This window comes from Streptomyces sp. AC1-42W, assembly GCF_003248355.1.
Lineage (GTDB): Bacteria > Actinomycetota > Actinomycetes > Streptomycetales > Streptomycetaceae > Streptomyces.
Genome location: NZ_QKWY01000001.1, coordinates 3,757,986 through 3,784,222, shown reverse-complemented (window position 1 = coordinate 3,784,222; position 26,237 = coordinate 3,757,986). Strand labels below are relative to the sequence as shown.

Sequence of the window (26,237 nt, the reverse complement as noted above, 5' to 3'; positions counted from 1 at the left end):
ACGCTCTCTACCCCGAGGAGTTGTGGTGGCGGATCTCGCCGACGCGGTCGAATCGATGGAACAACTCGCCGTGGGCTGGCGGTCCCTGGTGCTCGACCGGGACGCCGGAGCGGACGTACGCGATCTGCCCGGAATCGCCGTGCGCTGGGCCGACTGCGCGTTCCCGTTCTGGAACTGCCTCACGCTCACCGAGACCGGCACCGGAGCCGCCCTCGCCGGAGAGCGCCTGCGCCAGGCGGCGGACATCATGCGGGCGAAGACCCGGCCCGGCTTCCTCTGGGTCTTCGACGACCTCCTGGACGAGGACGCCCGCGCCACACTGGACGCGGCGGCCGAACGGGCCGGCCTGGTCCACGCCTTCCCCGGCACCGGCATGGCCGGCGATCTGCTCCCGCTGCCCGAACCGTCGCACCCCGAGCTGGAGTTCGTCCGCGTCGCCGACGACGCACAGCTCCTCGCCTACGCGGACCTCAACTCCCGCGCGTACGGCTTCCCGCTGGAGGCCGGCCGCGACGGCCTCGCCGGCTCCGCGCTGTGGAAGAGCGGGGTCCACGCCTATCTGGGGCTGCGCCAGGGCGAGCCGGTGACCTGCGCCGCCACCGTGGAGGCGGCGGGCCGGCTCTTCGTCGTGCTCGTCGCCACCGATCCGCGCTGGGAGCGCCGGGGATACGGCGAGGCGGTGACGCGCAAGGCGCTGTACGAGGGCGGCCGCGCCACCGGCCTGACCCGCGCGACGCTGCACGCGACGGCGGCGGGCGCGCCCGTCTATCCCCGGATCGGCTTCGTGCCGAACACCGCGATGCGCTTCTACGGGCTGCCCGCCTGACAGTGAGGATTAGCCATGGCATCGCCCGGGGGTCTGACTCTCCGCCTGACTGACGCTTCGGTTGTCCTTCTGGGGAATCGTCGGCCTGCCGGGCGATGCCGTCTGGCGCGTGGCCGGTCGGGCTTCCGTGACTTCATAGGAGCCCGGCCAAAGGTCCCATCACTGTCTTGTCCGTCTGCCCGACCGGCTCGCGCCCTCCCACCGTTGAGCGTTGGAAGGGCAGCACACACCAGCATGGCAGACGAGATAGCGGTGGTCGGCGGGATCGACACCCACACCGACCTCCACCAGGCAGCGGTCATCGACAGCATTGGCCGGCACCTGGCCACCAAGCGGTTCGAGACCACGCCGGAGGGATACCGGCGGCTGCTGGACTGGCTCCGGTCCCACGGTGAGGTCCTCGCCGTCGGGGTCGAGGGGACCGGTGCCTACGGCGCCGAGATCGCACGCTTCCTCACCGCGAACGGGGTCGCAGTGGTCGAGGTGGACCGGCCGGACCGCAAGGCGAGGCGCGACAACGGCAAATCCGACCCGATCGACGCCTACGGGGCCGCGACCGCGGTCCTCTCCGGCCGGGCCGGAGGAACACCCAAGGCGCGCAACGGGATCGTGGAGGCGATCCGCGCCCTGCGGGTCGTCCGCAAGAGCGCCGTCAAGGCCCGCACCCAGACCATCAACCAGATCCGCACCCTCATCGTCACCGCTCCCTCCGTGGTGCGGGACAAGCTGCGGGGACTGTCCACGCGGGAGCTGATCGACACCCTGGCCCGCTCCCGTCCGGCCGGTGAACTCGACGATCCAGCCTGCGCGGTGAAGACCGTCCTGCGGCGGCTCGCCCGCCGCTACCAGGCGCTGGACGAGGAGATCAAGGACGCGGACAAGGAGATCGGACCGCTGGTCACCAAGGCGGCCCCGAGGCTCATCGCCCTGCCGGGCCTCGGCCCCGAAACCGCCGGCCAGCTGCTGACGAGCGCGGGCGACAACCCCGACCGGCTCCGCTCCGAAGCAGCCTTCGCCCACCTCTGCGGGGCCGCACCGGTCCCGGCCTCCTCCGGCCGCACCAACCGCCACCGCCTCAATCGCGGCGGCGACCGCCAGGCCAACAACGCCCTCCACACCATCGTCCTGGTCCGCATGAAGTACGACCAGCGCACACGGGACCACGTCGCCCGACGCACCGCCGAAGGCATGGTCAAGAAGGACGTCATCCGGTGCCTGAAACGGTTCGTCGCCCGCGAGATCTACCGCCACCTACCCCATGTGATCCACACCACCAAACCGCTCCCACAGACCGCTTGACGATCTACAGGAGCTTCACCGGTGCGCCCCTGACCCTTTGTCACGGAACCGTGGCATTCGGCGTCGCAACCCGCGGCCCGCACGGCCTGTCCAACCGGGTGGGACGACGGGCCGAACCACCCGTCGCCGGTGGGCGCGGCATCCGGCCGCGCCACATACCTCACCGGGGGGAAATACCTTGAACACCACTGCGCACACCCTGCGTTCGTCGCTCGCGGTCATGGGGGCCGGGCTGCTGCCGGCCGTCACCGGAGCCGCCCTGGCCCCGGTCGCCCTGGCCGACACGGGCGCGCCGACGCTGGAGGTGGACACCGCGGCGCCCGCGGAGATCGGCGGCGGCGGGCTGCCGGTCGCCTTCACCACCACGGCGTCCAACACCGGCACGACCGACACCTCCTCGGCACGGCTGATCTACCGCATCGACGGGGGCGACGGCCTGACCGACAACTCCCTGAGCCTGGAGTACCGGCTCGACGGCAAGGACTGGAAGCCGATCCCGCTGAGCATCGTCGAGGGCACGGTGTACGGCGGTGAGCTGCCCGAGCCGTTCCCGCTCGCCGCGGGCGCGTCGCGCACGGTGCCTCCGGCGCCGCCGGCGACAGCGATGTGGACGAGGTCGCGGTCGAGGGGCTGATGTCCCGGCTGTCCGGTGTGCCCGCGACCGCGACCGCCGGCGGGGCGGCCATCACCTTCCGGGCCACCGTCGACAACCCGACGCCCTCGGCGTACGAGAACGTCACCGATGTGCTGTTCACCAACCGTCACACCACCGTGCAGGTCCTTCGTTCCGGGACGTGGACGACGCTCGAACCGATCACCTCGCCCGCCGAACCGGATGTCTACGGCTTCGACGTCATCGGCAAGGATGTCTCCATCCCCGCGCACGGCAGCGCGTCCGCCGAAGTGCGGGTGACCTATCTCAAGGACGCGCCGGCCGGGAAGACCGAACTCTCCCCGTGCGCGATCGTCAACGAGGGCGACATCCCCTTCCGGGGCATCACCTCGTGCGGCGACCCGGCTTCGGTCCTGGTGAAGGCGGCGGCCACCGCCTTCCCCACCGGCAGCCCCACCCCCACGGCCACCGCCACCGTGTCGCCCTCCCCCACCCCGGCGGCCGGCCCCTCGGGCGGCGCGACGTCGTCCGGGATGACCGCGCAGCTGGCGCGGACCGGCAGCGGCGGTGTCTCCGCGACCGCGATCACGGCGGCGGGCCTGGTCGCGGTGGGCGCGGGCGCCCTCGGCTTCACCGCCGTACGCCGGCGGCGCGGCGACCGCGTCTGACCCGCCGGCGCGGACCGGGCCGGCCCTCGTGGCGGACGGCACCGCGTGGGACCGCCCCCGGCGGCTGCCGGGGGCGGTCCCTGTGAGCGGCGCGGATCAGCGGACTTCGAGGGTCCGCTGCTCCTTCAGCGACGCGCAGTTGGAGTTCTCCACGGAGGCGTACACATTGCCGATGTGGCCGCCCCAGCTGACGCAGTGGCCCTTGCCGTAGGCGTAGACCGGGCCGGCGTAGGAGGTGTAGGTCCCGTCGTCCGACGTGGACTCACCGGTGTCGGGGACGTAGAGGTAGGCACCCATGCTCTTCGCGGTGCCCGGAGTGGATCGGATGGTGACGACGCAGTTCTTTCCGTTCGAGGCGTTGTAGGTCAGGTACACCGTGCCGAGGTTGCCCACGGAGGTCGTGTTCACGGTCTTGTAGGCCGTGCCGCAGACCCCTTGCGGGGTGACGTTCGGCGCGGCGGAGGCCGTCGTGCCGAAGGCGGCGGTGGCGGCCACCAGGAGCGTGGTCAGCGCTCCGGCGGTGGCGGCAGTACGGATCTTTCGCATATTTCCCCCTTGCGGTTCGGGGAGCCTTTTGCTCCCACTTGATAGGACCCCCGGAGGGCGCGGATGGTTGTAGCCCGAACGTGTGAAATCGGTGGATGTGTGATCGATCAGGACAGGCCCGACTCCCCCGGCGCCGGGAGGAAGCCGGTGACCTGGAAGTACGTCAGATAGCGCGCCAGGACGTCGTCGGTGAGGGGCGGTCGGCTCACCCCGACCGCGGCCGCTGCGCGTTCCGTGCGGCCGGAGTCGAAGCGGCGGTGGTCCGCATCGTCCTCGCCGGCCCGCCCGTCGTCGCCCAGGAAGAGCTGCGCGGCGTTGTCCGGGTGCTCGGCGACGCAGGCCCGCCATTCCTCGGGGCTCACCGGCCGCAGCGCGTACCCGAGGCGGCCCGCCACCTCGAACACGCGGTCGAGGGACGGCGCCTCCGGGTGGGTGTAGTGGTACGCCTGTTCGGCGACCCGGTCGGCGGTGGCGAGCGCGGCGATGGCGGCGGCGACATAGTCCACCGGGACCCAGTCGGTCGTCCCGTGCGCCAGGTCCGGCACGGCCCCGGCCTGGAGGCAGCCCTTGATGAGCTGCCAGAGCAGGTCGCGGTCCTGGCAGGCACCGGTCGCGGTGTCGCCGCTGATGCGGCCGGGGCGGTGGACGGTCACCGGCAGGCCGCGTTCGCGGGCGAGGCCGACGAGCTGTTCGGCGACCCACTTCGTCCGGGAGTAGCCGTCGGGCAGCTCCTCCGCCGGGCCGGTCGGGGACGACTCGGTGAGCGGCTCGGGGTCCGTGCCGCGCGACGGGGCGTACACGCCGGTGGTGGAGACGTAGTGCAGGCCGGGCGAGCCGGAGTCCGCGAGGAGGCGCAGCAGCTCCTCGGTGCCGGCCACGTTGGGCGCGCGCAGATCGCCGTACGGGGCGGCGAAGTTGACCCGTGCGCCGTTGTGCAGGACGGGTCCCAGGCGGCGGGCGAGTGCGGTGCGCTCGTCCGCCGCGAGGCCGAGGCCGGGGGCGGCGAGGTCGCCGGGGACGGGGTGGATCAGGTCCGCGTACCGGGGGCGCCAGAGGCCGTAGTGCTCCAGGTTCGCCCGGATGCGCTGGGCCGCGCTGTCGGGGCTCGCGGCACGGACCAGGCAGTCGACCGGTCCGTCCGCCGCCTCGATGAGGTCCCGCAGCAGGAAGGCGCCCAGGAAGCCGGAGGCGCCGGTGAGCAGCGGCCGGGCGGAGGGGCGCGCGGGGCGGCGCACCGGGTCGGCTCCGGGGTCCGTGAGCCGGCGCGCGGCGGTGATGTCGGGGGCGAGCCGGACCTCGGCGGCGAGGTCCGGGGCCGCCGCCTCCGCGGGCTCTTCCTCCCCCGGCGCGCTGCCGAGCAGACGGTCCACGCCTTCGACGGTGGGGGTGGCGAACAAGGCGCGCAGCGACGGACGCCGGCCGCAGCGTTCCCCGATGCGGCGGGCCAGGGTCACGGCCAGCAGGGAGTGACCGCCCAGGGCGAAGAAGTCGTCGGTGACGCCGACCTCGGGAACGCCGAGGGTCTGGGCGAACACCTCGCACAGGGCGCGCTCGCGGGCGGTGCGCGGGGCGCGTCCGGCCGCGGTGGCCCGGTGGTCGGGTGCGGGCAGGGCGCGCCGGTCGGTCTTGCCGTTGGGCGTCACGGGCAGGGCGTCCAGCCGGACGTGGGCGGCGGGGATCATGTGCTCGGGCAGGGTACCGGCGAGGTGGGCGCGCAGTTCGGCCCAGCCGGGGGCGGCGCCTTCGGCCGGGACGGTGTAGGCGACCAGGCGCCGGTCGCCGGGGCGGTCCTCGCGGACGGTGACGCAGGCGGCGGCGACGGCGGGGTGTGCGGTGAGGACAACCTCGATCTCGCCGAGTTCGATGCGGAAGCCGCGCAGCTTGACCTGGTCGTCCACGCGGGAGACGTAGAGGAGGCGCCCGTCCGGCGTGCGGCGGACCAGGTCCCCGGTGCGGTACATGCGCCCGCCCGCGCGGTCGAACGGGTCGGCGACGAAGCGGGACGCGGTGAGCCCGGCCCGGCCGAGGTAGCCGCGGGCGACGCCTTCGCCGGAGACGTACAGCTCGCCAGTGACGCCCGGCGGCACGGGTTCGAGCCACCGGTCGAGGATGTGGACGCGGGTGCCGGCCACGGGGGCGCCGATCGGGACGGTGCGGTCGGGGGCGAGCGGGCCCCGGGCGTGCTGGGGGGCGCTCATGGTGGCGCAGACGGTGGTCTCGGTCGGGCCGTAGGCGTTGACGAGGTCGCGGCCCTCGGCCCAGGTGTGCACGAGGGCGGGCGGGCACGCCTCGCCGGCGAGGACCATGGTGAGGCCGGGGGGCAGGGAGTCCGGGGGCATCACGGCGAGGGCGGCGGGCGGGATGGTGAGGTGGGTGACGCCCCGTTCGCGGACGAGTCCGGCCAGGGCGGGGCCGGGCAGCAGGGCGTCGCGGGTGTCGATCTCCAGGCAGGCGCCGGTGAGCAGCCCCATGCACAGCTCCCAGAACGCGGCGTCGAAGCTGACGGACGCCATGTGCAGCACCCGGCTGCCCGGTCCGGCGTGCAGCCGTTCGGCCTGCGTCCCGGCCATGGCGCGAACGCCCCGGTGGGTGACGACGACGCCCTTGGGCCGGCCGGTGGAGCCGGAGGTGTAGATGACGTACGCGGGGTGGGCCGGGTCGAGGCGGGGGCGGGCGGGCGCGGTTGCCGGGGCGGCCGGGCCGAGGTCGTCGGTGTACAGGTGGGGCACCGTGTGCGGCGGGAGGCCGCGGTGGAGTTCGGGGGTGGTGAGCAGGAGCCGGGGGCGGGCGTCGTCGAGCATGTAGGACAGGCGCTGGGCGGGGTAGTCCGGGTCCAGCGGCAGATAGGCGGCGCCGGCCTTGAGGACGGCGAGCAGGGCGACGACGAGCTGGTGGGTGCGGGGCAGGGCGACGGCCACCCGGTCCTCGGGGCCCACGCCCCGGTCGGTGAGGTGGCGGGCGAGGGCGTCGGCGCGGGCGTCGAGTTCGGCGTAGGTGAGGGTGGTTCGGGCGTCGCGGACGGCCGGGGCGTCCGGGGTGCGCCGGGCCCACTCCTCGAAGAGGGCGGGGACGGTGGAGGGGGGCAGGCCGTCGGCGGGGCCGGTGCCGAGGGCGGTGAGCCGGGTGTGTTCGGCGGGGCTGAGCAGTTCGTAGGTGTGCAGGGGGCGGTCCGGGTCGGCGGTGACGGCGTCGAGGAGCAGGACGAGGCGGTCGGCGAGGTGCCGGACGGTGTCCTCGTCGAAGAGTTCGGTGGCGTAGTCGACGGTGGCCCGCATGCCGTCGAGGGCGCCGCTCCCGTCGTGGCGCTCGGTGAAGGCGAAGGACAGGTCGAACTTGCTGACCTCGGCCTCGGCGGGCACTCCGGTGACGGTGAGGCCGGGCAGGTCGAGGGCGGCGGGGCCCTGGTTCTGCAGGACGAGCATGGTCTGGAAGAGCGGGTGGTGGCTCTGGGCGCGGGCGGGGTTGAGGAGTTCGACCAGCCGCTCGAAGGGCACGTCCTGGTGGGCGTAGGCGGCGAGGTCGAATTCCCTTACGCGGCCGAGGAGTTCGCGGAAGGTGGGGTCGCCGGAGAGGTCGGTGCGCAGGACGAGGGTGTTGACGAAGAAGCCGACGAGTCCGGTCGCCGCCTCGTCGGTGCGTCCGGCGACGGCCGTGCCCAGCGGGATGTCGTCGCCGGCGCCGTGCCGGGAGAGGACGGTCGCCAGGGCGGCCTGGAGGACCATGAAGGCGCTGGAGCCGCAGGCGCGGGCCAGTTCCGTGATCCGGCGGGTGGTGGCGCGGTCGACGGTGAAGCCGAGGGTGGCGCCGGTGTGCCGTGAGGTGGCGGGGCGCGGCCGGTCCCGGGGGAGTTCGACCGCCTCGGGGAGCCCGGCCAGCGCGTGCTTCCAGTGGCTGAGCTGGCGGCACACGAGGCTGTCGGGGTCCTGTTCGTCGCCGAGGAGGTCGCGCTGCCACAGGGTGTGGTCGGCGTAGTCGACGGGCAGCGGCGCCCAGGACGGCTCCTCGCCGCGGACGCGGGCCCGGTAGGCGAGGCCCAGGTCGTGCGCGAGGGGGGCCAGGGATGTGCCGTCGGCGGCGATGTGGTGGACGACGAGCACCAGGACGTGGGCGTCGGGGGCCAGTCGGAGCAGGGTGGCCCGCAGCGGCAGGCTGTGCTCGATGTCGATGGCCTCGGCGGTGGCGGCGGCGACGCGGTCGCGCAGCTTCGCCTCCTCGACGCTCTCCATGGCGAAGGGGATGAGGACGTCGTCGGGTTCGGTGATGTGCTGGCGGGGCCCGTTCTCGCCCTCGGGGAAGACGGTGCGCAGGGCGGTGTGCCGGGCGATGAGGTCGGCGACGGCGGTGCACAGGGCGTCGGCGTCGAGCGGTCCGTCGATGCGCGCGGCGAGCGGGATGTTGTAGGTGGCGGACGGCCCGTCGAGGCGGTGCAGGAACCAGAGCCGCTGCTGGGCGTAGGACAGGGGCAGTTCGGCGGGGCGCGGCTGCGGTACGAGCGGGGGGCGGGTGCCGCCCTCGGCGCCCTCCAGGGCGGTGGCGAGCGCGGCGACGGTGGGGTGTTCGAAGAGGGTGCGGATGTCGGTCTCGGTGTGCAGGGCGGTGCGGATGCGGCCGACGAGGCGGGTGGCGAGCAGGGAGTGGCCGCCCAGGGCGAAGAAGCTGTCGTCGGTGCCGACCCGGTCCAGGCCGAGGACGTCGGCGAAGAGTCCGGCGAGGATCTCCTCCATGGCGCTGCGCGGGGCGCGGCCCGCCGCCGTGCGCGGGACGGTGGGGGCGGGCAGGGCGGCCCGGTCGATCTTGCCGTTGGGGGTGAGCGGGAGGACGTCCAGCGGCTGGATCACGGCGGGCACCATGTAGGCGGGCAGGTGCCGGCCTACGTGTGCGGCGAGCAGGCCGGGGTCCGGGGACTCGCCGGGCGCGAGGACGACGTAGGCGGTGAGGGTGCGGTCGCCGGGCAGGTCCTCGCGGACGAGGACGCAGGCGGCGCGCACCGCGGGGTGGTCGCGCAGAACCGTTTCGATCTCGGCGGGTTCGATGCGGTGGCCGCGCAGTTTGATCTGCTGGTCGGCGCGTGCGACGTAGCGCAGGGTGCCGTCGGCGTCCTGGCGGACCAGGTCGCCGGTGCGGTACATGCGGGCCCCGCCGCCCGCGAAGGGGTCGGCGGTGAAGCGGGTGGCGGTGAGGGCGGCGCGGCCGAGGTAGCCGCGGGCGACGCCGGCGCCGGCGAGGTACAGCTCGCCCTCGGCGCCGGGCGGTACGGGGCTCAGGGCCGCGTCCAGGACGTAGGCGCGCATGCCGTCCAGCGGGTGCCCGATGGGCGGGGCGCCGTCCGGGGCGTGACCGGGGCGGATGTGGTGGCCGGTGGCGAAGGTGGTGGTCTCGGTGGGTCCGTAGACGTGCAGGACGGTGGTGCCGGGGTGGTCGGCGGCGACGCGCTGCATGACGCCGGGGGCGGCGGCCTCGCCGCCGGCGGCGATGAGCCGGAGCTGCCCGAGGGCGCCGGGGTCGGTCTCGGCCAGGACGTTGAACAGGGCCGTGGTGAGGAACACCGAGGTGACGCCGTGCCGGGTGGCCATGTTCCGCAGGACGTCGGGCTGGAGCGGCCCCTCGGGGGCGACGACAACCCGGCCGCCGCGCAGCAGCGGGGTCCAGATCTCGAAGGTGGAGGCGTCGAAGACGTACGCGGAGTGCAGCAGGACGGCGTCGGCGGCGCCGTCGTCCCAGCCCCGGTGTGCGGCGAGGGCGGCGATGTCGGCGTGGCTGACGCCGACGCCCTTGGGCAGTCCGGTGGAGCCGGAGGTGAACATGACGTACGCGAGCCGGGTGCCGCCGGGTGCGGCGGGCAGCGGGCCCGGTGCGGCGGGTCCTCCGCTCTGGACGCGGCCGGCCCGGTCCACGGTGAGGACGGCCGTTTCGGGGCCGAGTCCGCGGACCCAGGGCAGGTCGGCGGTGGTGTCGTCGACGACCAGGACGCGCAGCGGGACGACCTCGGTGACCCGGTGGAGCCGTTCGGTGGGCCAGCGCGGGTCCAGGGGTACGTAGGCGCCGCCGGCGCGCAGGGCGGCGAGGGAGGCCGTGACGGTGGCGGCGGAGCGGGCGAGGAGGATGCCCACGCCGTCCTCGGCGCCGGTGCCGAGGCCGGTGAGGGCGGCCGCGAGGCGGTCGGCGAGATCGGTGAGCTGCCGGTACGTCAGCTGTTCGCCGGCCCCGGTGACGGCGACGGCGTCCGGGTGGCGGGCGGCCCGCTCGGCGACGACTTCGGGGATGCTCAGGTCCGCCGTGCCGGCGGGGAGGGCGGCGCCGGTGCCGTGTGCCACGAGCCGGTCGCGTTCGCCGTCGAGGAGGAAGGGCGCGGTGTCGGCGCGCCGGTCGAGGCCCTGGGCGAAGGCCGTCAGGAGCTGCCGTGTCCGGGAGACGGTTTCGGCGACGGTCTGGCGGTCGAGGACGGCGGCCCGGTAGCCGAAGGTGATGCGCAGGGTGTCGCCGGGGGCGACGGTGAGGGTGAGCGGGTAGTGGGCGGCGTCGGTGCCGCTGAATCCGGTGACGGCGAGGCCGGGCAGGCCCTGCTGGGCGGTGCGCAGGGCTTCGGCGTCCATCGGGTAGTTCTCGAACACGACGAGGGTGTCGAAGAGTTCGTCGAGGCCGGTGACGCCCCGGATGTCGCTGAGGCCGACGTGCTGGCTGCCGAGGAGCCGGCCCTGTTCGCTCTGGAGCCGGGTCAGGAGAGCGGCCAGGGTCTCGCCGGGGGCGGTGCGCAGCCGTACGGGCACGGTGTTGATGAACAGGCCGACCATGGATTCGACGCCGGGGATCTCCGGCGGGCGTCCGGAGACGGTGGTGCCGAAGACGACGTCGTCGCGACCGGTGAGGTGGCCGAGCAGCAGGCCCCAGGCGCCCTGGACCAGGGTGTTCAGGGTGAGGCCGTGGGCGCGGGCCGTCTCGCGCAGCCGGCCGGTCGTGTCGGCGTCCAGGTCGAGGACGAGCGTCTCGGGCAGTTCGGCTCCGCCGTCCGGTCCTTCGCGTTCCGCGAGGAGGGTCGGGGTCTCGATGCCGGCGAGGGCGGTGGACCAGGCGTCGAGGGCGGCGGCACGGTCCTGCTGGGAGAGCCAGACGAGGTAGGCGCGGTACGGGGTGACGCGGGGCAGGGCGGTGTCGTCGCCGCCGGTGGCGTACAGCTCGAACAGTTCTCGTACGAGCAGGGGCAGCGACCAGCCGTCGAACAGGATGTGATGGCTGGTCATGACCAGGCGGTGCCGGTCCGGCCCGGTGCGGACGAGGGTGAACCGGAGCAGGGGCGGGGTTGCCAGGTCGAAGCGGCGGGTGCGGTCGGCGGCGAGGAAGGCGGTGAGCCGGTCGGGTACCTCGTCGGCGCCGGTCAGGTCCAGTTCCTCCAGGGGTACGGGGACCTCGGCGGCGACCGCCTGCACGGGTTCGTCCAGGTCCTCGTGGAGGAAGCCGACGCGCAGGTTGGCGTGGCGGCGCAGCAGGCCGGCGACGGCGGCGCGCAGGGTGGGGACGTCGACGGGGCCTTCGAGGTCGAAGACGAACTGCGCGGTGTAGACGTCCACGGCGTGCGAGTCGTAGAGGGCGTGGAAGTACATCCCGGCCTGCAGCGGCGTCAGCGGGAGTACGTCCTCCAGTTGGAACCCGTTCACTTGCGTCCACCCCACTTGTTCTGCAGTCGGTCGATCTGGGCCTGGTTGAGCGAGACCAGGGGAAGGTCGGACGGCGTGTAGCCGCCTGCTCCGGGCTGTTCGGCGTGTTCGGCGATGGCGCGCAGGGCGCGGGCGAACGCCTCGGCGAGCGCGCCCACGTCCTCCTCCTTCAGCAGGTCGCTGGGCCAGGTCCAGCGGGCGACGAGGCGCGGGCCGTCCGGCAGGTCCTCGGTGTGCGCGTTGATGTCGAGGACGTGGTGCACGGGCATGCCGGGGTCCTGGCTGCGGGGGCCGCCGGCGTCGAGCAGGACCTGCCAGTCGGCGTCGGCCGCCCGGCCGGGGGCGGCGTACCGGCCCAGGTAGTTGAAGCCGATCTGGGGTGCGGGGGCGTCCAGCCGGGGGCCGGTGGCGGGGTTGAGGTGGCGCAGCATGCCGTGTCCGACGCCGTGGTCGGGGACGGTACGCAGCTGTTCCTTGACGCGCTTCACTGCGCGTTCAACGAGCGTGGCGTCGAAGCGTGCCGGGTCACGGGCGTCGAGGGGGCCGGGATCGACCCGTACGGGGTAAAGGCTGGTGAACCAGCCGACGGTGCGGGAGAGGTCGATGTGGTCGGCGAGCTGTTCGCGGCCGTGGCTCTCCAGGTCGAGCAGGACGGCGGTGTCCGGGCGCCGGCCCGCCGGGTGCCCTCCCGCCGGCCGCCGGGCGTTGACGGCGAGGGCGAGGGCGGTGAGCAGGATGTCGTCGACTCCGGCGTGGAAGGCGCCGGGGACGGTGGTGAGCAGGGGCTTGGCCCAGGTGGCGGGCAGATGGGTGGTGAGGGTGCGGGTGCCGTCCGCGGTGTCGAGGTGGGGGTCGAGCGGCCGGTAGCCGAGCTGCGGGTCCGGGGTGCGCAGCGTCTCCTCCCAGAGCGGCAGTTCGCTCATGCGTTCGGGGGTCTGTGCCTGTTCGGTGAGGAGCTGGGACCAGCGGCGGTACGAGGTGGTGGCGGCGGGCAGCGCGGGTGCGGTGTCCGGGGTGGTGACGGCCCGCCAGGCGTGGGCGAGGTCTTCGGCGAGGATGCGCCAGGAGACCGCGTCGACGGACAGGTGGTGCACGACCAGGAGCAGCCGGCCGCGTTCCCGGGGGCCCGCGTCGCCCCAGACGGCCTCGAAGACGGCTCCGGCGGCGGGCCGCAGGCGCCGGCGGGCGCGTTCACCGGCCTCGGTGAGGGCGGTGCGGGCGGCTTCGGCGTCGAGCCCGGCGATGTCCACGCGGGTGAAACGGCGGCGCGCGGTGACGGCTCCGGCCGGCAGGGTCTCCGGTACGGGATCGCCGGCGGCGGTACGGGTGACGCGCAGGCGGAGCATGTCGTGGTGGTCGGCGACGAGCTGGAGTGCGGCGACGAGGCCGTCCTCGTCGGCTCCGGCCGGGGTGCTCAGCACTCCGGACTGGTTGTAGCCGTCGCCTGCGCCGGGGCGGGAGAGGAACCAGGCGGCGATGGGGGTGGGTGCCATCGCGCCGGTGCCGTGGCCGGCCGGTTCGGCGGTGGCGTCGTCGAGCGGGGCGGCGACGGCCGCGATGGCCTCGGGGGTGCGGTGGACGAAGACGTCGCGGGGGGTGACGGCGAGCCCGGCCTCGCGGACGCGGCTGACGAGCTGGATGGACAGGATGCTGTCGCCGCCGAGCGCGAAGAAGTCGTCGTCGGTGCGGACGGCCGGGGCGCGCAGCACCGAGGCGAAGGCGTCGCACAGGACGCGTTCCCGCGCGGTGCGCGGTTCCTGGGCCGGGCGGCCGGCGGCGGGGCGTGCCGGTTCGGGGAGGGCGGCGCGGTCCGTCTTGCCGTTCGGCAGGAGGGGCAGCGCGTCCAGGGCGACGAACGCGCCGGGCACCATGTACGGCGGCAGGGCGGCGGTGAGCCGGGTGCGCAGTTCGGTGTCGGTGGGGCGGCCGGTGCCCGTGGTGTAGGCGACCAGGCGTCGTTCGCCGGGCCGGTCCTCGCGGATCAGGACGCAGGCGGCGGTGACGCCGGGCAGGGCGGTGAGGGCGGCCTCGATCTCGCCGAGTTCGACGCGGAACCCGTTGAGCTTGACCTGGTCGTCGGCGCGCGAGACGTAGTGGAGCAGCCCCTCGGCGTCGCGTCTGACGAGGTCGCCGGTGCGGTACATGCGGCTGCCGGCCGGGCCGGAGGGGTCGGCGACGAAGCGGGTGGCGGTCAGTCCGGGTCGGTGGAGGTAGCCGCGGGCCAGGCCGTCGCCGGAGACGTACAGTTCGCCGGTCACGCCGGGCGGTACGGGCCGCAGGGCGGCGTCCAGGACGTGGGCGCGGGTGTTGTCGACGGGCCGGCCCAGCGGTACGCCGCCCTCCCCCGCCGCTTCCCCGGCGGGTACGGGGCCGAGGGCGTGGGCGGTGGCGTCGATCGTCGTCTCGGTCGGGCCGTAGAGGTTGTGGACGCCGGCCGCCCAGGCGCGGGCGGCCCGCTGCGCCAGGGCGCGGGTGAGGGGCTCGCCGCCGCAGGCGACGGCCCGCAGCGCGGGGGGTGCCTGCTCGGGTCCGGTCTCGGTGAGCAGGAGCGCGAGGTGGGAGGGCACGAACTGGGCGATCGTCACGCCCTCCTCGCGCATCCGGGCCAGCAGCCCGGCCGGGTCGTGGTTGAGGGCGGGTTCGACGGGGCAGGTGGCGCCGCCGTGCAGCAGGGGCAGCCAGGTCTCCCAGACCGAGGCGTCGAAGCTGGGCGAGGTGCGGGCGAGGACCCGGTCGTCGTCGGTGAGGCCGAAGTGGTCCGCCATCCAGGCCATGTGGTTGGTGAGGGCGCGGTGGGTGACGACGACGCCCTTGGGCCGGCCGGTGGAGCCGGAGGTGTAGATGACGTAGGCGGCGTCGTCGGGGCCGGGCGCGGCGGTGGCGGGCGGTGCGCCGCGTCCGGGCGTCCGGGGGTCCGGGTCGCCGAGCGCGAGGCGGGGCACGGAGGTGAAGCGGGCGGCGCGCGCCGGGTCGTGGACGAGGAACAGGGCGGGGCGGGCGTCGTCGAGCATGTGGGCGACGCGGGCCTCGGGGTAGTCCAGGTCGACGGGCAGGCAGGCGGCCCCGGCCTTGGCCACGGCGAGCATGGCGACGACCTGTTCGGTGGTGCCGGGAGCGGCGAGGGCGACGAGGTCGCCGCGTCCGATGCCCCGGTCGTGCAGCCGGTGGGCCAGGTCGTCGGAGCGGGCGTCGAGTTCGGCGAAGGTGAGCCGCAGCTGTCCGGCCTGTACGGCGGTCCGGTCGGGGGTCCGGGCGGCCCGGGCGCGGAACGCCTCGGGTGCCGTCGGCGCGGGCACCGGCCGGACGGCGCCGCGCGCGGACCGGTCCAGGGCGGCGCGCTCGGCGTCGTCCAGGAGCGGGGCGGTGCGCACGGGTGCGTCGGGGGCGGCGGCGAGCGAGGCGAGCAGCCGGGTGAGCCGGGCGGCCAGGGCGTGGGCGGTGGCGGGGTCGAAGAGGTCGGTGGCGAACTCCAGGACGCCGTCCAGGCCCTGGGGCAGTCCGGTGTCGTCGCGGGTCTCGGTGAAGGTGAAGGTGAGGTCGAACTTGCTGATGCCGGTGTGCACGGGCTGTTCGGTGACGGTGAGGCCGTCCAGGCCGAGTGTGCCGCCGGCCTGGTTCTGGAGGACGATCATGGTCTGGAAGAGCGGGTGGTGGTCCTGGGCCCTGGCCGGGCTGAGGGCGTCCACCAGTCGTTCGAACGGCAGGTCCTGGTGGGCGTAGGCGGCCAGGTCGAAGGCCCGCACCCGGTCGAGGACCTGGGCGAAGGTGGGGTCGCCGGTGAGGTCGGTGCGCAGGACGAGGGTGTTGACGAAGAAGCCCACCAGATCGTCGAGGGCTTCGTCGGTGCGGCCGGCGACGGCGGTGCCCAGGGGGATGTCGTCGCCGGCGCCGTGCCGGTGCAGCAGGACCGCGAGGGCGGCCTGCAGGACCATGAACAGGCTGCAGCCCCGGTCGCGGGCCAGTTCCGCGAGCCGGCGGTGGGTGTCCGCGTCCACGGGGAAGGCGAAGGCGTCGCCCCGGTAGGTCAGGGTCGCGGGGCGGGGCCGGTCGGTGGGCAGGGCGAGCAGTCCGGGCGCGCCGACCAGGGCGGTGCGCCAGAAGTCCAGCTGGCGGGCGGCGCGGCTGCCGGGGTCGTGCTCGTCGCCGAGGAGGGCGCGCTGCCACAGGGTGTAGTCGGCGTACTGGACGCGCGGTGCGGGCAGGCCGGGTGCCTCGCCCCGGCTGCGGCGGCGGTAGGCGTCGCCGAGGTCGCGGGCGAGCGGGGCGAGGGACCAGCCGTCGCCGGCGATGTGGTGGACGAGGAGCACCAGGACGTGGGACTCGGCCCCGAGCCGGAGCAGCCTGGCCCGTACGGGGAGGTCGGTGGTGACGTCGAAGGTGTGCGCGACCTCGGCGGCCAGTGCCTCGTCCAGCCGGTCGGGGGCGGTGTCACGGGGGGTCGGGTCGAGGTCGGCGCGGTCGGCGCCGAGGATGTGCTGGCGCGGTACGCCGCCGGTCTCGGGGAAGACGGTGCGCAGGCTCTCGTGGCGTTCCACGACGTCGGCGAGGGCCTGTCCGAGGGCCGGGGTGTCGAGCGGGCCGTCCAGGCGGACGACGAGCGGCACGTTGTAGGTGGCGCTGGGCCCCTCGAACCGGTTGAGGAACCACAGGCGCTGCTGGGCGAAGGACAGCGGCAGCGGGTCGGGCCGCTGTGCGGTGCGCTCCAGTGGCAGGGCGGCGGCTTCGGCGCCGTCCAGCGCGGCGGCCAGCGCGGCGGGCGTGGGGTGTTCGAAGACCGCCTTGACCTGGACCTCGACGGCGAGCGCGGTGCGAATGCGGGCGACCAGGCGGGTGGCGAGCAGGGAGTGGCCGCCGAGGGCGAAGAAGTCGTCGTCGGCGCCCGCGGCCGGCAGGCCGAGCACATCGGCGACGAGCCCGCACAGGATCTCCTCGCGCGCGGTGCGGGCGGCACGTCCGCGCGGTGCGGGCCGCTGCTCGGGGGCGGGCAGGGCGCGGCGGTCCACCTTGCCGTTGACGGTCAGCGGCAGCGCGTCGATCAGGACGAACGCGGACGGGACCATGTAGGCGGGCAGGGAGCGGGCGACGGCCTCGGCGAGGTCGGCGGGGTCCGGGCGGGCGGCCCCGGCGGGCACCACGTAGGCGACGAGCCGCGGGTCGCCGGGTATGTCCTCGCGTACGGCGGTGAAGGAGTCGGCGACGCCTTCGCAGCAGGCGAGGACGGACTCGATCTCGCCGGGCTCGATGCGGTAGCCGCGCAGTTTGACCTGGCTGTCGGCGCGGGAGACGTAGGCGATGTGCCCGCCGGCGGTCCACTTCACCAGGTCGCCGGTGCGGTACATGCGTCCGCCGTCCGGGTCGAACGGGTCGGCGACGAACCGGGTGGCGGTCAGGGCGGGCAGTCCGGTGTAGCCGCGGGCGACGCCGCGCCCCGCGAGGTACAGCTCGCCGGTGACGCCTGCGGGGACCTGGCCCAGCGAGGCGTCGAGCACGTACAGCCGCATGCCGTCCAGGGGGCGGCCGATGGGCGGCGGCCCGGCGGGCAGGTCGGCGGCGACGTCGTAACGGGTGGCGAAGGTGGTGGTCTCGGTGGGCCCGTAGACGTGCAGGACGCGTGCGCCGGGCGCGGCGCCCGCGACGCGCTGCATGGCGTCCGGCGAGGCGAGTTCACCGCCGGCGCAGACGAGGCGCAGGCCGGTGAAGGCGCCGGGGTCGGTGTCGGCGATGACGTTGAGCAGGGCGGTCGTCAGGAACACGGCGGTGACGCCGTGTTCGCGGACCGCGTCGCGCAGGGTGCGGGCCTCCAGGACGCCTTCCGGTGCGACGACGACCGTCCCGCCGCGCAGGAGCGGCGTCCAGATCTCGTACGTGGAGGCGTCGAAGACGTACGCGGAGTGCATCAGGACGGCGTCGGCCGCGCCGTCGTCCCAGGCGGAGTCGGCGGTGAGGGCGACCACGTCGGCGTGGCTGACACCGACGCCCTTGGGCAGGCCGGTGGAGCCGGAGGTGAACATGACGTACGCGAGGGATTCGGGCCCCGGTACGGCGGCGGGTGTGCCCGGTGCCGGGGGCGCGCCGCGCAGGAGGCGCCCGGTGCGGTCCACGACCAGGACCGGGATGCGCCGGGCGGTTTCGGTCACCCAGGCGGAGGCGGCGGCCGGCTCGTCCACGACGAGGACCCGTACGTCCGCGACGGCGGCGACCTGTTCGAGCCGTTCCCCGGGCCAGCGGGCGTCCATCGGGACGTAGGCGGCGCCGGCCCGGACCGCGGCGAGGGAGGCCGACACGATGGCCGGTGACCGGGAGAGCAGGACGCCGACGCCGGTCTCGGGGGCCGCTCCGGCCCCGGCCAGGGCGGCGGCGAGCGTGGCGGACAGCTCGTCGAGGGCCGCGTAGCCGAGGGTGATCCCGTCGCCGGAGACGGCCGCGGCGTCGGGGGTGCGGCGGGCCCGGGCGGCGAAGAGGGCGGGCAGGGTGGTGTCCGGGGTGGGGGCGGGCAGGGCGCGGCCGGTGCCCCGGCCCGTGGTGCGGGAGCGCTCGTCGGGGGTGAGCAGGTCGTAGTCCGCGAGTGGCCGGGCGGGGTCGGCGGCGATCTGTTCGAGGAGCCCGAGCAGCCGGTGCGCGAGGGCTTCGGCGGTGGCGCGGTCGAAGAGGGCGGTGGCGTATTCGATTCCGGCGGTGAGGCCGCCCCGGCCGCGCTCCTCGCCGAACGCGAAGGTGAGGTCGAACTTGCTGAGGCCGTTGTGGACGAGCCGGTCCTCGACGGTGAGCCCCGGCAGTTCGGGGCGGACGGCCTCCTGGTTCTGGAGGACGAGCATGGTCTGGAAGAGGGGGTGGTGGTTGCGGGCCCTGACCGGGTTGACGCTCTCCACCAGCCGCTCGAACGGCACGTCCTGGTGTGCATAGGCCGCGAGGTCGAACTCCCGTACGCGGGCGAGGAGTTGGGTGAAGGTGGGGGCGCCGGACAGGTCGGTGCGCAGGACCAGGGTGTTGACGAAGAACCCGACCAGGTCCTCCAGGGCCTCGTCGGTGCGGCCGGCGACGGGGGTGCCGAGCGGGATGTCGTCGCCCGCGCCGTGCCGGTGCAGCAGGGTGGCGACGGCCGCCTGGAGCACCATGAACAGGGTGGTGCCGGTCTCCCCGGCCACGCGCAGGAGCGCGGTGTGCAGGGCGGGCGGTACGTCGAAGGCGTGGACGGCGCCGGAGGGGTCGGTGGTGACGGGGCGCGGGCGGTCGAGCGGCAGGTCGATGAGGCCGGGGAGTCCGGCGAGCGCGGTGTGCCAGTGGTCGAGCTGCTCGCGCAGCAGGCTGCCGGGGGTGTCCGCGTCGCCCAGGACGGTGTGCTGCCACAGGGTGTAGTCCGCGTACTGGAGCCCGGCGCCGGTCTCCGGCTCCCGCCCGGCGAGCCGGGCCCGGTAGGCGTCGGCGAGGTGGCGGGCGAGCGGGGCGAGGGACCAGCCGTCGCCGGCGATGTGGTGCAGGACGAGGGCGAGGACGTGGTGGCCGGGCGCGGTGCGCAGCAGCCGGACGCGCAGCGGCGGGTCGCGGAGCACGTCGAACGGTTCGCTCACGGCGTCCAGGAGGGCCGCTTCGAGGTGTGCGGGTGCGGTGCTCTCGACGGGCAGCCGGGGGACGACGGCGTCGGTGGGCAGCACGCGTTGCTCGGGCACGCCGTCGCGTTCGGGGAAGACGGTGCGCAGGGCCTCGTGCCGCTCGACGACGTCGCGGAGGGCGGCGCGCAGCGCGTCGGTGTCCAGGGGGCCTTCGATGTCGAGGACGAGCGGGATGTTGTAGTCGGAGCCGGGGCCTTCGAGCCGGTTGAGGAACCAGAGCCGCTGCTGGGCGTGGGACAGCGGCAGCGGGTCGGGCCGTTCGGCGGCGGGCAGCACGGGCGGCCGGGGCCGTTCCCGGCTGTCGAGGGCGTTCAGGAGCCCGGCGACGGTGGGGTGTTCGAACAGGGTGCGTACGGCGATGTCGGCGCCGAGGACCGTGCGGACGCGGCTGACGACGCGCATGGCGAGGAGCGAGTGGCCGCCGAGGTCGAAGAAGCTGTCGTGCGGGCCGACGGCCGGGCGGCCCAGGACCTCGGCGAAGATCCCGGCGAGCAGGTCCTCGCGCGGGGTGCGCGGCCCGGCGGCCGCGGTGGTGGCGGGCTCGTCGTCGGGGCGCGGCAGGGCGCGCCGGTCGGTCTTGCCGTTGGGCAGGAGCGGCAGTTCGTCCAGGACGACGACGGCGGCGGGCACCATGTAGTGCGGCAGCGCGTCGGCGAGCGCGGTGCGCAGGGCGGCGGTGTGCGGGGCGGGGCCGGTGGTGGCGGCGTAGGCGACGAGGCGGCGTTCGCCGGGGGTGTCCTCCCGGATCACGGCGCAGGCGGCGGTGACGCCGGGCCGGGCGAGGAGGGCGGCCTCGATCTCGCCGGGTTCGATGCGGAAGCCGCGCAGTTTGACCTGGTCGTCGGCGCGGGCGACGTAGTCGAGCAGCCCGTTGGCGGTCCACCGGACGAGGTCGCCCGTGCGGTACATGCGGGCGCCGGTTCCGGTGTGGTCGAAGGGGTCGGCGACGAACCGCGCGGCGGTGGTGCCGGGCCGGTTCAGGTAGCCGCGGGCGAGGTTGGGGCCGGCGAGGTACAGCTCTCCGGTGACGCCGGGCGGGACGGGCCGCAGCCGGTGGTCCAGGACGTGGGCGCGCATGGTGTCCACGGGCCGGCCGATGGGCACCGTCTCGTACGGGGTGTCCGGTGCGGCGGGGACGCGGTGGGCGGTGGCGTCGATGGTGGTCTCGGTGGGGCCGTAGAGGTTGTGGACCTCCGTGTGCCACCGGGTGGCGGTGGACTCGGCGAGGGCGCGCGGCAGGGGTTCCCCGCCGCAGAGGACGGCGCGCAGGGCGGGCGGGGGCGCGGTGCGGCCGGTCTCGGACAGGACGAGCGCCAAGTGCGAGGGGACGAACTGGGCGACGGTGACGCCGAAGCGGTCCATCCAGGAGAGCAGGGCGGCCGGTTCCGTGTTGGCGCCGGAGGGCAGTACGCACACTTCGGCGCCGTGCATCAGGGGCAGCCACACCTCCCACACGGAGGCGTCGAAGCTGGTGGAGGTGCGGGCCAGCACCCGGTCGTGCGGAGTGAGTGTCAGATGCCGTGCCATCCAGGCCATGTGGTTGGCCAGGGCGGTGTGGGTGACGACGACGCCCTTGGGGCGGCCGGTGGACCCGGAGGTGAAGACGACGTAGGCCGGGTCCGCCGGACGCGGCGTGGCCGGGAGCGGCTCCGCCGGGGGTACGGGGGGTGCGGGCGGGGTGTCGAGGGCGAGCCACGGTATGCCGTCGAGGGGCAGCCCGGCGTGCGCCTGTCCGGTGGTGAGGACGAGGACGGGGCGGGCGTCGTCCAGCATGTGCCGGATGCGGGCCTGCGGGTACTCCGGATCGACCGGTACGTAGGCGGCGCCGGAGCGCAGCACGGCGAGCAGGGCGACGACGGTGTGCGCGGAGGGCGGTGCGGCGACGGCGACCAGGGTTTCCCGGCCCGCGCCGCGTGCGCGCAGCGCGTGGGCGAGGGCGTCGGCCCGTGCGTCGAGTTGGGCGTAGGTGAGGTGGGTGTGCGCGTCGCGTACGGCGATGGCGTCGGGGGTGCGCAGGGCGTGTTCCCGGACCGCCTCGGGGGCGGTGGTGGCCGGCAGCGGCCGGTCGGTGCCGCGTCCCCGGGCCAGCAGGCCGTCCCGTTCGGCGGGGCTGAGCGGGTCCAGGTCGCCGATGGGGCGGTCCGGGTCGGTCACGGCCTGGGTGAGGACGCGGGCGAAGCGGTCGCACAGGGCGCGGGCGGTTGCGGCGTCGAAGAGGTCGGTGGCGTATTCGAGGTAGCCGCCGATGCCACCGGCCCCGGCGTTGTCGGGGTGCTCGCCGGCCCCGCTGTGCCCGGTGTGCTCCGTGAGGGAGAAGGTCAGGTCGAACTTGCTGCCGCCGTGGTGGCGGGACCGGTCGCGGACGGTGATGCCGGGCAGGGCCGGTTCGGCCCGCTCCTGGTTCTGGAGGACCAGCATGGTCTGGAAGAGGGGGTGGTGGCCGCCGGAGCGTTCCGGGTTGAGGGCTTCCACGACGCGTTCGAAGGGCAGGTCGCTGTTGCCGAGGGCCGCGATGTCGAACCGTTTGACCCGGTCGAGGAGTTCGCCGAACGTCGGGTCGCCGGACAGGTCGGTGCGCAGGACGACGGTGTTGACGAAGAAGCCGACGAGGTCGTCCAGGGCTTCGTCGGTGCGTCCGGCGACGGCGGTGCCCAGCGGGATGTCGGTGCCGGCGCCGTGGGCGCCGAGGGTCACGGCGAGGGCCGCCTGGAGCACCATGAACGGGGTGCAGCCCGCGGTGCGGGCGAGCCGGACGAGCGCGGTGTGCGCCGGGGCGGGCAGGGCGAAGGGGACGGAGGCGCCCCGGTGGCTGGGGGTCGCCGGGCGGGGCCGGTCCAGGGGCAGTTCGAGCAGGGCGGGGGCGCCGTGCAGCGCCTCGCGCCAGAAGGCGGTCTGCCGGGCGGCCGGGCTGTCCGGGTCGCCGTCGTCGCCGAGGAGGCGGTGCTGCCAGAGGGTGTAGTCGGCGTACTGGACGCGCAGCGGCGCCCAGTCGGGGGTGCCGGTGCCGTCGGTCCTGGCCAGGTAGGCGGCGGCGAGGTCGCGGGTGAGCGGGGCGAGGGACCAGCCGTCGGCGACGATGTGGTGCAGGACGAGCACCAGGACGTGCCGGCCGGGCGCCGGGCGCAGCAGATGGGCGCGGACGGCGGCGTCCTTGCCGAGGTCGAAGGGGGCGGTGCTCAGCCGGCGTACCGTCTGGGCCTCCCAGGCGTCGGTGTCCCCGTCCGCCGGGGGGTGTTCGACGGGGAGGGGGACGAGCGACGCGGCGTCCTGCGGGGCGGTGACGCGCTGGTGCGGGACACCCTCGTGTTCGCCGAACAGGGTGCGCAGGCTCTCGTGCCGGGCGACGACGTCGGCCAGGGCGCCGCGCAGTGCGCCGGTGTCCAGGGGGCCTTCGAGTTCGAGGACGAGCGGCACGTTGTAGGTGTCGCCGGGCTCCTCGGACCGGTTGAGGAACCACAGGCGCCGCTGGGCGTGGGACAGCGGCAGTACGTCGGGCCGGGGCTGGGGTACGAGGGCGGGCCGGGCGGCCCCGGCGGTGTCGAGCACGGCGGCCAGCGAGGCGACCGTGGGGTGCTCGAAGAGCGTGGGGAGGGCGAGTTCGGCGCCGAGGGCCGTGCGTACCCGGCCGGTGAGGCGGGTGGCGAGCAGCGAGTGGCCGCCGAGGGCGAAGAAGTCGTCGTCGATGCCGACCGCGCCCACGCCCAGGACGTCGGCGAACAGTCCGGCCAGCACCTCTTCGTACGCGGTGCGCGGGGCGCGGCCGGTGCCGGTGGCGGTCCGGGGCGCGGGCAGGGCGCGGCGGTCGACCTTGCCGTTGGGGTTGAGGGGCAGGGCGTCGAGCACGACGAAGGCGGACGGCACCATGTAGGCGGGCAGGGTGCGTCCGACGCGGCGGGCGAGGGCGGCGACGTCCGGGCGGGAGCCGGGCGCGGGCACGACGTAGCCGACGAGTCTGCGGTCGCCGGGGGTGTCCTCGCGGACGACGACGCAGGCGCCGCGTACGTCCGGGTCGGTGAGCAGGGCGTGTTCGGTCTCGGCGGGTTCGATGCGGAAGCCGCGCAGTTTGACCTGGCCGTCGGCCCGGCCGACGTACTCGACGGTGCCTTCGGCGGTCCAGCGGACCAGGTCCCCGGTGCGGTACATGCGGGCGCCGGGCGCTCCGTGGGGGTCGGCGACGAAGCGGGTGGCGGTGAGCGCGGCGCGGCCCTGGTAGCCGCGGGCGACGCCGTGGCCGCTCACGTACAGCTCCCCGACCACGCCGGGCGGGACGAGTCCGAGGGTGTCGTCGAGGACGTGGAGGCTCATCCCGTCCAGGGGGCGGCCGATGGGCGGCACCCCGGTGCTGTCGGCGGTGACGGGGTGACGGGAGGCGAAGGTGGTGGTCTCGGTGGGGCCGTACACGTGCAGGACGAGCGTGCCGGGGGACCCGGCGGCGACCCGTTGCATGAGTCCGGGGGCGGCGGCCTCGCCGCCGGCGGCGACCACGCGCAGCCCCGCGAACACCTCCGGGTCGGCCTCGGCCATCACGTTGAACAGGGCCGTCGTCAGGAACAGCGCGGTGACCCCGTGCCGTCGCACCGCCTCGCGGACGGTGTGCGCTTCCAGGACGCCGCCGGGGGCGACGACGATCCGGCCGCCGTTGAGGAGGGGCACCCAGATCTCGAAGGTGGAGGCGTCGAAGACGTAGGCGGAGTGCATGAGGACGGCGTCGCCGACGCCGTCGCGCCAGGCGCTGTCGGCGGCGAGGGCCAATACGTCGGCGTGGGTGACGCCGACGCCCTTGGGCAGCCCGGTGGAGCCGGAGGTGAACATGACGTACGCGAGCCGGTCGGGTCTGCGGGTCGCGGGGAGCGGTCCGGGCCGTTCGGGGGCGCCGTGCAGCACCCGGCCCCGGGAGTCCAGGACGAGGAGCGGCAGTCCTGCGGCGGCCTCGCGGACCCAGGGTGCGCGGGCGGTCGTCTCGTCGGTGACCAGCGCGCGGACGCGGGCGGTGGCGGTGACGCGGTCGAGCCGTTCGGCGGGCCAGGCGGCGTCCATCGGGACGTAGGCGGCGCCCGCCGCGACGGCGGCGAGGGAGGCGACGGGGACGGCGGCCGTGCGGCCGAGGAGGACGCCGACGCCGTCCTCGGCGCCGATGCCCAGGCCCGTGAGCGCGCTCGCGAGGTCGTCGGCCGCGCGCTCCAGCCGCCGGTACGTGAGGGTGTGCTCGCCGTCCACGACGGCCGGGGCGTCCGGGGTGCGGCGGGCCTGCGCGCGGAACGCCTCGGGCAGGGTCCGGGCGACGGCCGGAGCGGGCAGTGCGGTGCCGCGGCCCTGGGCCCGCAGGGCGGGGGCGGCGGCCTCGTCCACGAGGGGCAGGTCGCGCAGGAGCAGGCCGGGGTCGGCGGTGGCCAGTGCGGTCACGAAGGAGACGACGGCCTGTTCGTGCAGCCGTACGTCCTCGGGGTCGTAGAGGTCGGGCCGGGCGTCGAAGCCGATGAGCGGGCCCTTGCCCTCGCCGCGTTCGGAGACGAAGAGCGACACGTCGTCCACGGGGCCGATGGACAGGACCCGGGAGGGGGCGTGGATGCCGGCGAAGTCGCGGTCGTAGTCGTAGCCCATGATGTTGACGACGATGCCGGTGAGGCGGGCCGCGTCGTCGCCGCCGAGTTCGCGGGCGAGCTGTTCGCGGGAGAAGCGGCGGTGGCGCAGGGCGGCGCGCATCTCGTCCGCGACGGCGCGGACGAGGGCGCCGACGGTGGTGTCGGGGGTGGGCGTCAGGCGCAGCGGCAGGATGTTGGAGGTCATGCCGACGATGTGGCGCAGTCCGCCGTGCCGGCCGTTGGAGGCGAGGCCCACGGTGACGTCGGACGTTCCGGTGGCGCGGGCGGTGTAGGCGGCGACCGCGGCGACCAGGACGGCGCTCCAGGTGGTGCGGTGGGCGGCGGCGAGGGCGCGCAGGTCGTCGAAGACGCCGACGGGCAGCGATTCGCCGGTGTGCAGCCGTACGCCGGGGGTGCCGGTGGCGGCAGGTCTTCCGGGGGCGGCCGGTGTCGGGGAGCCGGGGGTGGCCGGGGCGGGCAGGTCGGTGCGGCGGCGGATGAGGGTGCGGCCGCTGTGCGCGGTGTCCCCGGTGTCCGGGGCGAGGTCCGTGAACCTGCCGGTCCAGTGGGCGCGGTCGGCCTCGTAGCGGCCGGACGCGCGGTAGGCGGTCTCGTCGTCGACGAGGGCGCGCAGCGGGGCGGGTTCGGGCAGGACGGCCGCGGTGAGGTCCTCGCCCCGGACCGCGCGCGCGTAGAGGTCGGCGACGATATGAGTGAAGACGGCGCCGCCGAGGCCGTCGACGGCTATGTGGTGGAAGCGGACGTACCAGTAGTGGAGCCGGCTGCCCGCGCGGAGCAGGGCGAAGTGGTGGCGGGGGCGGTCGAGCACGTCCGGGGTGGCCATGTCCCGGGCCAGATAGCGTTCGACCTCGGCCTGCGGGTCGGCGGCGCCGGACAGGTCCTCGGTGTGCAGCCGGGTGGTGCCGGGCCGGCGGACGACGCGCTGGCGGAGGGTGTCGCCCTGTGTGACGAACTCGAGGTTGAGGCTGTCGCACAGCTCGCAGGCCCGGTCGACCGCGGCGGCGAACAGCTCCGTGTCGAGGTCGCCCCGGATCTCGAAGCATTCACCGACGTTGTATTTCGGGCTGTCGGGGTCGAGGAGTTGCCCGTACCAGACGCCCTGTTGGGCGGCGGTCGTGCCGAAGAACTCTTCGGGAACGGATTCCGAGGGGAGAGAGCCGTTTTCGCGCATGCCGGGACACACCTTCGGGGAGGGCTTTCGGGGGGACGAAGAGGGCAGGACGAAGCCGGCCATGCCGGTGCGGCGTCCGAGGCCGACAACGGGCGGGTAAAGGCGAAGCGGGAGCGCGCTGGGCCGTTCTTCGCGTATTGAGGACGCACTCCTGGCAGTCCATCAATGAGGTGAGAAAGCCGCGTGAAAGCGGCATGAACTCTTTTCGTCGAGGCGCGATCGTTCACCGCTGCGGACTGATCACTTCTG

The 26,237-nt window shown here is 75.0% G+C and carries 7 protein-coding genes; 4 read left to right on the top strand and 3 right to left on the bottom strand.

The window, feature by feature from the left end:
• Window positions 1-25 precede the first annotated feature (25 nt).
• From DNK56_RS17245 to DNK56_RS36005, 4 genes are all read left to right on the top strand, one after another.
• A complete protein-coding gene (locus DNK56_RS17245; protein ID WP_111335013.1) occupies window positions 26-826 on the top strand; it encodes a GNAT family N-acetyltransferase in 801 nt (266 codons plus the stop codon).
• Between the two features lie 234 nt (window positions 827-1,060).
• Window positions 1,061-2,125 carry an IS110 family transposase gene (locus DNK56_RS17240; RefSeq protein WP_111335011.1) on the top strand — a complete coding sequence of 355 codons (1,065 nt, stop codon included), beginning with the start codon at window positions 1,061-1,063 and terminating at the stop codon, window positions 2,123-2,125.
• A 178-nt stretch (window positions 2,126-2,303) separates the two neighbouring features.
• Window positions 2,304-2,759, top strand: coding sequence for a hypothetical protein (locus tag DNK56_RS36010; protein ID WP_241989909.1), 456 nt, complete (start codon window positions 2,304-2,306; stop codon window positions 2,757-2,759).
• A complete protein-coding gene (locus tag DNK56_RS36005; RefSeq protein WP_241989908.1) occupies window positions 2,732-3,406 on the top strand; it encodes a hypothetical protein in 675 nt (224 codons plus the stop codon). Before DNK56_RS36010 ends, DNK56_RS36005 begins: the two co-directional genes overlap by 28 nt.
• Before the next feature lie 96 nt (window positions 3,407-3,502).
• Here the strand turns inward: DNK56_RS36005 and DNK56_RS17230 are convergent, their stop codons facing one another.
• From DNK56_RS17230 to DNK56_RS17220, 3 genes are all read right to left on the bottom strand, one after another.
• Complete coding sequence (locus tag DNK56_RS17230; RefSeq protein ID WP_111335009.1) at window positions 3,503-3,952, bottom strand: spore-associated protein; 450 nt, start codon at window positions 3,950-3,952, stop codon at window positions 3,503-3,505.
• A 107-nt stretch (window positions 3,953-4,059) separates the two neighbouring features.
• Window positions 4,060-11,604: a non-ribosomal peptide synthetase gene (locus tag DNK56_RS17225; protein WP_111335007.1), complete on the bottom strand. Its 7,545-nt coding sequence runs from the start codon at window positions 11,602-11,604 to the stop codon at window positions 4,060-4,062.
• Entirely contained in the window at window positions 11,601-25,988 is a 14,388-nt protein-coding gene (locus DNK56_RS17220) for a non-ribosomal peptide synthetase (protein WP_111335005.1), read from the bottom strand. Before DNK56_RS17220 ends, DNK56_RS17225 begins: the two co-directional genes overlap by 4 nt.
• Between the last annotated feature and the right edge of the window lie 249 nt (window positions 25,989-26,237).